This is a genomic window from Embleya sp. NPDC001921 (genome assembly GCF_053594475.1).
Genome location: NZ_JBSFEO010000067.1, coordinates 40,352 through 46,351 on the forward strand (window position 1 = coordinate 40,352; position 6,000 = coordinate 46,351).

The following is a 6,000-nucleotide window of genomic DNA, read 5'->3' on the forward strand; positions in this document are numbered from 1 at the left end:
GTGGGTGCGGCGACGGCCGGTGCGGTGAGCAGGGCGCAGGACAGGGCGCCGATGGCCAAACCACCGATGAGTGTGCGGGGTTGCCGGCCGGTTGAGCGGGGTTTCTTACGGGGCATGGGTGTACTCCTCGTGTCGCCGGGATCACCGGACTGCGGTAGGCAACCAGGCGACTGGGACACCCGCATTGGGCATGAGGGGCTGCGGACTTGCCGTGGTGACGCAGGGTGGCGGGAGAGAGGCGCGAAGTTATGTTTGGCTTCCGGGATTTCCTGCTGTGCCCGGTTTGGCGGTGGGCGTGACACTTGGCGTGGCCAACAGGTTGTAGTGAGAGATGGCACATCGTGGTGGTGGGTTGGTGGTGGGTGGGAAAACCCGTGGCCGGGGGTGGGGCCGGCCGGCAGCGTGTCGGGGCATGGTGATGTTGCGTCAGATTCGGGCCGATTTCGATGCCGCGTCGATTGTGGTGTATCAGGCCTACGCGCCGGCCATTGCCGAACCCGCTTTGCGGGAGGGGAGGTTCGTGGCGCCGTTTTCGTTTGGACGGATGACGTGGGTCAAGCCGTCGTTTCTGTGGTTGATGCACCGTAGTGATTGGGCGCGGAAGGCGGGCCAGGAGCGGGTGTTGGCCGTGCGGATCAGTCGAGCCGGGTTCGAGGACGCGCTCGGGCGGGCGGTGTCGACCGAGGGGTCGGTGGCCGGTGCGGACGTGCACGTGCAGTGGGATCCGGAACGGTCGTTGCGTGGGGCGGCGTTGAATCACTACAGCATTCAGGTCGGGATCGGGCGGGATGTGATCCGGACCTTCAACGACGAGTGGATCGTCGGAATCGCCGACCTGACGCCGGTGGTGCGGCGGGTGGCGGGGCTGCTCAAGGAGGGCCGAGCGGCGCAGGCTCAGCGGTTGTTGCCGGTCGAGAGGCCGTACCCACTGACCGGGCCACTGGCTCGGCGGGTCGGGGCGGACGGCTGAGGTTTGGATGAGCGGGGTGCGGGATTCCTCGCGTGCGCGGGTGGGCTGGGCACGTCGGTTCGGGATGCGGGGCCGGGTGCGTGGTTGGGGCCGGGTACGCGGTTGCCGGGAGGCGCGCGCGTACCCGGATGCCGTCAGGCGTGGGTGCCGCCGTCCACTCGGATTTCGGTGCCGGTGATGAAGGCGCCGTCTTCGGAGGCGAGCATCGCGATGACGCCGGCGATGGCGTCGGGGCCGGCCATCGGGGCGCCGCCGGATTCGAGGTCGGTGGCCAGGATGGGGGAGAGCTTGGCGAACAGCTCCCAGTCGGTGTCCGCCGGGAGGTAGCCCGAAGTCGCGTCGGTGATACCGGACTTGATGCTGCCCGGGGCGACGTTGACGGCGCGCAGACCCTGCTTGCCGTATTCGAGGGCCAGGGCGTGGGTGAAGGACTGGATGCCGCCCTTGCTCGCCGCGTAGGCCGCCATGTACGGGTGGGCGAAGGCCGCCGAGGTCGAGCTGAAGTTGACCACGACGCCGTTGCCGGTGGCCAGGAGGGCGGGCAGCGCCTCGCGGGTGACCAGGAATGTGCCGGTGAGGTTGACCGTGATGATCCTGTTCCACAGGTCGAGCGAGGTGGCGTGGGTGTGCTCGGCGCGCAGGATGCCGGCGGCGTTGACCAGGACGTCCAGGCCGCCGAGCTCGGTGACGGCGGTACGGACACCTGCGACGACCGAGGCCTCGTCGGCGATGTCGACCACGAGGGTGGTGAGGCGGTCGGCGATGCCTTCGTCGGTGGCGAGCTCGCGCGTGCGGTCGAGTCCGTCGGGGATCACGTCGGCCGCGACGACCCGGCCGCCTTCGCGGAGCAGCCGGAGGGCCGTTGCCTGGCCGATGCCGGAGCCGGCGCCGGTGACCAGGATGCGGCGGGTGTCGAAGCGGTTCATGGGGGCCTTCTTCCGGGCGGGTGGGTGGTTGGTGAGGGTGTGTTGTTAGTGCACGCTACGCCTAACGTGCGTGTTGTGCCATTAATTCCTGGTGGGGCATTAGGCTGAGTGGATGGATGCTGCTTCTACCGGCTCGGATCCGGATCTGGACTCGGTGCGGCGGGTGCGTGCCGCGCGGGTCGGGCGGCCTTCGTTGACCGAACGGCGGAAGGCCGATACGCGGACCGAGGTGTCGCGGGCGGCGGTTCGGTTGTTCGCGGAGCGAGGGTTCGACGAGACGACCGTCGAGGACATCGCGGAGGCGTCCGGGATGGCGTTGCGGACGTTCTACCGCTACTTCCGGAGCAAGGAGGAGACCGTCGCGCCGGTGTTGTCGGCCGGGATCGCGGACTGGGTCGGGCGGCTGGCGGCGTGTGACCCGGCGGTCGGGTTGTTGGAGGCGATGACGACCAGCTATCGCGCGGCGATGCGGCACGCGCGGGAGGTGGACGGGGTCGACGACGCGCAATTGCGGGTGGTGCTGCGGACGGCGGACGGGCATCCGGCTTTGCGGGCGGTGTGGTTGGCGGTGCACCACGACTGCGAGGAGCGGTTGCGGCCGGTCATCGCGGAGCGGGTGGGGGCGGAGGCGGACGGGTTGGCGGTGCGGTTGGTCGCGGGGGCGGCGAACGTTGCGGTTCGTGTGGCGATGCAACGGTGGGCGGCGGCCTCGTCTTCGGGGCGGGCGGGTGTGGGGGGCGATGCGGCTGATCAGGTGGCGGTGGCGTTGGCGCGGGTCGCGGACGGTGGCCTTTTGCGCGCGTGACGGGTGGCCTCGAGCGCCGGGCGGGCTGGGTGGCCTCGAGCGCCGGCCGGGCTGGAGTCTAGCCAACTGTCCATGTACCCCGTGGGGACCGTCGCCCGCCGGGCTCAAAGAGTCGCCGCCGCCGTTGCCGTTGCCGTTCGCGCCGGCTCTGAACTCGCTTGCGGGTGAAGGGTTGGTGTCGGTGGCCTTGAGGGGTGGGGGGATCGGGGGAGGGTTATGGCTATGGTGAGGCCGCCGTGGTGGTTGGCGGTGGTGGTGATGTCGGCCGCGTGGGCGTGGACTATGGCTTGGACTATGGAGAGGCCCAGGCCGGAGCCCTTGGAGGAGCCTGTGCGGTTGGGGCGGAAGCGGCGGAAGGGTTCGAAGAGTTCGGGGATTTGGTCTGCGGGGATGATCGGGCCGGTGTTGCGGACGCGGAGGGAGCCGGGCGAGACGCCGACGGTTACCGAGCCGCCCGCGTGGTTGTGACGTACCGCGTTCTCGACCAGGTTGGTCACCAACTGACGCAGCAGCAGCGGGTCGCCGGAGACCATGCTGCCGGCCAGGTTCGCGTCGACCCGTACGCCCGCCCGATCGGCCGCCGGGCGGGTCTGGCGTAGGACGTCGGCGGTCAGTTCGTCGAGGGCGACCGGGGACGCCTGGACGTTGCCGCGTTCGCTCACCGCGAGGTCGAGCAGGCCGTCGATCAGGCGTTCGGTGCGACGGTTCAGGGCGAGGAGTTGTTCGCGTGTCGCGACGATGTCTTCCGGGGAGTGCGGGTCGGCGAGGCCGATCTCGATCGCGGTGCGTTGGATGGTGAGCGGGGTGCGCAATTCGTGTGAGGCGTTGGCGACGAACAGGCGCCTGCTGTCGAAGGATTTCTCCAGGCGATCGAGCATTCCGTCGAACGTGTCGGCGAGTTGCTTGAGTTCGTCGTCCGGGCCCGGCATGGCGATGCGCTCGTGCAGGTTGTGTTCGGACAGTCGGCGTGCCGTCGCGGTGACTCCGTGGACCGGGCGGAGCACGCGGCCGGACATCCACCAGCCGACCAGGATCGAGGCCGCCGCGAGCAGGAGCAGTGCGGCGCCGAGCACGGTGAGGAGTTGACTCATCGTCACGTCCTGGCCGGTGGTGGTCATCCGACGGATGGTCTCGGCGGGGATCATGGTGAGCTGGGTCGGCATGCCCGGCGCCGCGTATGCCGGCTGGGCCTGGCCCGCGATGGGCGCGGCCGGGCCGTAGGTGTACGCGGAATCCGCTGCGACCGTCCTGGCCAGTGCGGTCGGCAGGCGCTGGGACAGCCGCTGGTCGACGAACCAGTACACGATGCCCAGCAGCACCGTGCCGACCACGAGCGACATGCCGCCGTACAGGAGCGCGAGTCGGGCTCGGGCCGACGGGCGGCGGAATACGGCTTGGGAGAGCAGCCGAAGATCCCCCGTCAGGCCGCTCATATTCGGTATCCCGAGCCGGGCACGGTCCGGATCACCTGGGGGTCGCCCAGTTTGGCGCGCAGTTTGGACATGGTCACCCGCACGGTGTTGGAGAAGGGGTCGATGTTCTCGTCCCAGACGCGTTCCAGCAGTTCCTCGGCGCTGACCACCGCGCCGTCGGCGGCCATCAGGGTGGCGAGCACGGCGAACTCCTTGTGCGCGAGGCGGACGTACTCGCCGTTGCGGGTGACCTGGCGGCGTGCGCTGTCCAGCACGATGCCGTGCTTCTCCAGCACCGGCGGGACGGCCGGGGTGGCGCGCCGGCCCAGGGCCTGTACGCGGGCGAGGAGTTCGGCGAACTCGAACGGCTTGGGCAGGTAGTCGTCCGCCCCCAGGCGCAGCCCCGCGACCCGCTCGGGGACCGTACCGGCGGCGGTCAGCATCAGGATGCGGGTGCGCAGCCGACCGGCCACGACCGCCTGGCAGACGGCGTCGCCGTGCGTGCCGGGCAGGTCGCGGTCCAGGACCAGGACGTCGTAGTCGTTGACCATGAGCCGCTCCAGCGCGCTGTCGCCGTCGTACGCGACGTCCACGGCGATCGCCGCCCGGCGCAGTCCTCGGGCGATCAGATCGGCCAGTAGTTCCTCGTCCTCGGTCACCAGGACTCGCAAGGTCTCGTCGCTCCGCTTCGGCCAGGGATGGGGGTGGGCAGGGGTGGGATGGGGTGGGAGTGAGGGTGGGGAGGCGTACTCCATCGCCACGGACCGGGATGGGGACAACCCCACTGTTTATACGCGAGCCGGTGTTAGCTCCGGATAACCAATTCGGGAGACGGCCCGGTAACGCGCTGCCGCGTAGACCTGTTGTCGCACCCCTCGGCGGTATCGGCATCGACACCGGCACCGAGTCGAGATCGAGTCGACGACGACATCGGTCGACGACGAAGTCGGGGGCGGGCACGACTACAGGCCCTACCAACAGGCGGGAGCGGCAGTGATGACGAGGTTTGGGCGCACAGGATCGGGACGACCCCTGGCGCTGCGGTTGGCGGTCGGGGTGGTCCTGGCGAGCGGCCTCGCCTTGACCACGGCCGGGTGCGGTGACGACGGCGGCGGCTCGGCGAAGAACAAGGTGGCCTCGGGCGGCGGCGGCGCCGAGAAGGCCGGCGGTCAATCGGATTCGGGCAAGAAGGGCGACGCCTCGGACCGCGAGCAGATGGTCAAGTTCGCGGGGTGTATGCGGGAGAACGGCATCGACATGCCGGACCCCGAGCCCGGCGAGGGCGGCGCGATGCGCGCGATGGGTATCCCCGCGGACGGCGACATGTCCAAGACCGAGAACGCGCTGAAGGCGTGCGAGAAGTTCCAGCCGAAGAGCGACTTCGACCCCAACGACCCCAAGTTCAAGGAGTGGCAGGCCAAGAACGCGGAGTGCATGCGTGAGAACGGCGTCGACATCGGCGACGGCACGGGCATGGTGACGATCGAAGCGGGTGACGAGAAGACCATGAAGGCGATGGAAGTGTGTCGCCAGAAGGTTCCGCCGTTCGAGAAGAAGAAGTAGGGACGGCGACGTGGTTTCGATCGACACCCCACAGCACCACGAGTACGAGGACGGATCCGCGCCGGCCCCGGCGGAGCCGGACCGTTCGGCGTATCCGCGGGAGCGTCGGCGGCGCCGTCGGCGGCGCGCACTCGCGGCGGCCCTGGTGCTGGCCTCGGCGGGCGGCGCGGCGGCCGTTCTGCTCTCGGACGGCGGCGGCGACGCCGAGGCGTCCGCGAATCGCACCAGGCTGGACGCGGTCCCGGTGACCCGGGCGGACCTGGTCGACCGGCAGAACGTGGACGGCAAGCTCGGATACGCGGGCACGTACTCCGTGAACGCGGC

The 6,000-nt window shown here is 69.8% G+C and carries 6 protein-coding genes and 1 pseudogene; 4 read left to right on the forward strand and 3 right to left on the reverse strand.

The annotated features are described in order from the left end of the window. Positions 1-412 precede the first annotated feature (412 nt). Positions 413-970, forward strand: coding sequence for a DUF4291 domain-containing protein (locus tag ACWCPW_RS46465; protein ID WP_449767685.1), 558 nt, complete (start codon positions 413-415; stop codon positions 968-970). A 134-nt stretch (positions 971-1,104) separates the two neighbouring features. Here ACWCPW_RS46465 and ACWCPW_RS46470 read toward each other — a convergent pair whose 3' ends face one another. Then, complete coding sequence (locus ACWCPW_RS46470) at positions 1,105-1,896, reverse strand: SDR family NAD(P)-dependent oxidoreductase (protein ID WP_406299493.1); 792 nt, start codon at positions 1,894-1,896, stop codon at positions 1,105-1,107. A 112-nt stretch (positions 1,897-2,008) separates the two neighbouring features. Between ACWCPW_RS46470 and ACWCPW_RS46475 the strand changes: the two genes are divergently transcribed. Further along, complete coding sequence (locus ACWCPW_RS46475; RefSeq protein WP_449767686.1) at positions 2,009-2,701, forward strand: TetR family transcriptional regulator; 693 nt, start codon at positions 2,009-2,011, stop codon at positions 2,699-2,701. A 104-nt stretch (positions 2,702-2,805) separates the two neighbouring features. Here the strand turns inward: ACWCPW_RS46475 and ACWCPW_RS46480 are convergent, their stop codons facing one another. Continuing rightward, positions 2,806-4,134, reverse strand: a complete 1,329-nt coding sequence (locus tag ACWCPW_RS46480) for a HAMP domain-containing sensor histidine kinase (protein WP_449767687.1) — start codon at positions 4,132-4,134, stop codon at positions 2,806-2,808. After that, positions 4,131-4,784 (reverse strand): response regulator transcription factor, encoded by a 654-nt coding sequence (locus tag ACWCPW_RS46485; protein WP_449767688.1) that lies wholly within the window; start codon positions 4,782-4,784, stop codon positions 4,131-4,133. The genes ACWCPW_RS46480 and ACWCPW_RS46485 overlap by 4 nt, the downstream gene beginning before the upstream one ends. Positions 4,785-5,109: 325 nt before the next feature. Between ACWCPW_RS46485 and ACWCPW_RS46490 the strand changes: the two genes are divergently transcribed. Together ACWCPW_RS46490 and ACWCPW_RS46495 are read left to right on the forward strand one after the other, a co-directional pair. After that, on the forward strand, positions 5,110-5,676 hold the full coding sequence (locus ACWCPW_RS46490) for a hypothetical protein (RefSeq protein WP_449767689.1): 567 nt from the start codon (positions 5,110-5,112) through the stop codon (positions 5,674-5,676). A gap of 10 nt (positions 5,677-5,686) precedes the next feature. Then, positions 5,687-6,000 (forward strand): annotated as a pseudogene (locus ACWCPW_RS46495) (hypothetical protein); the annotation flags it as partial.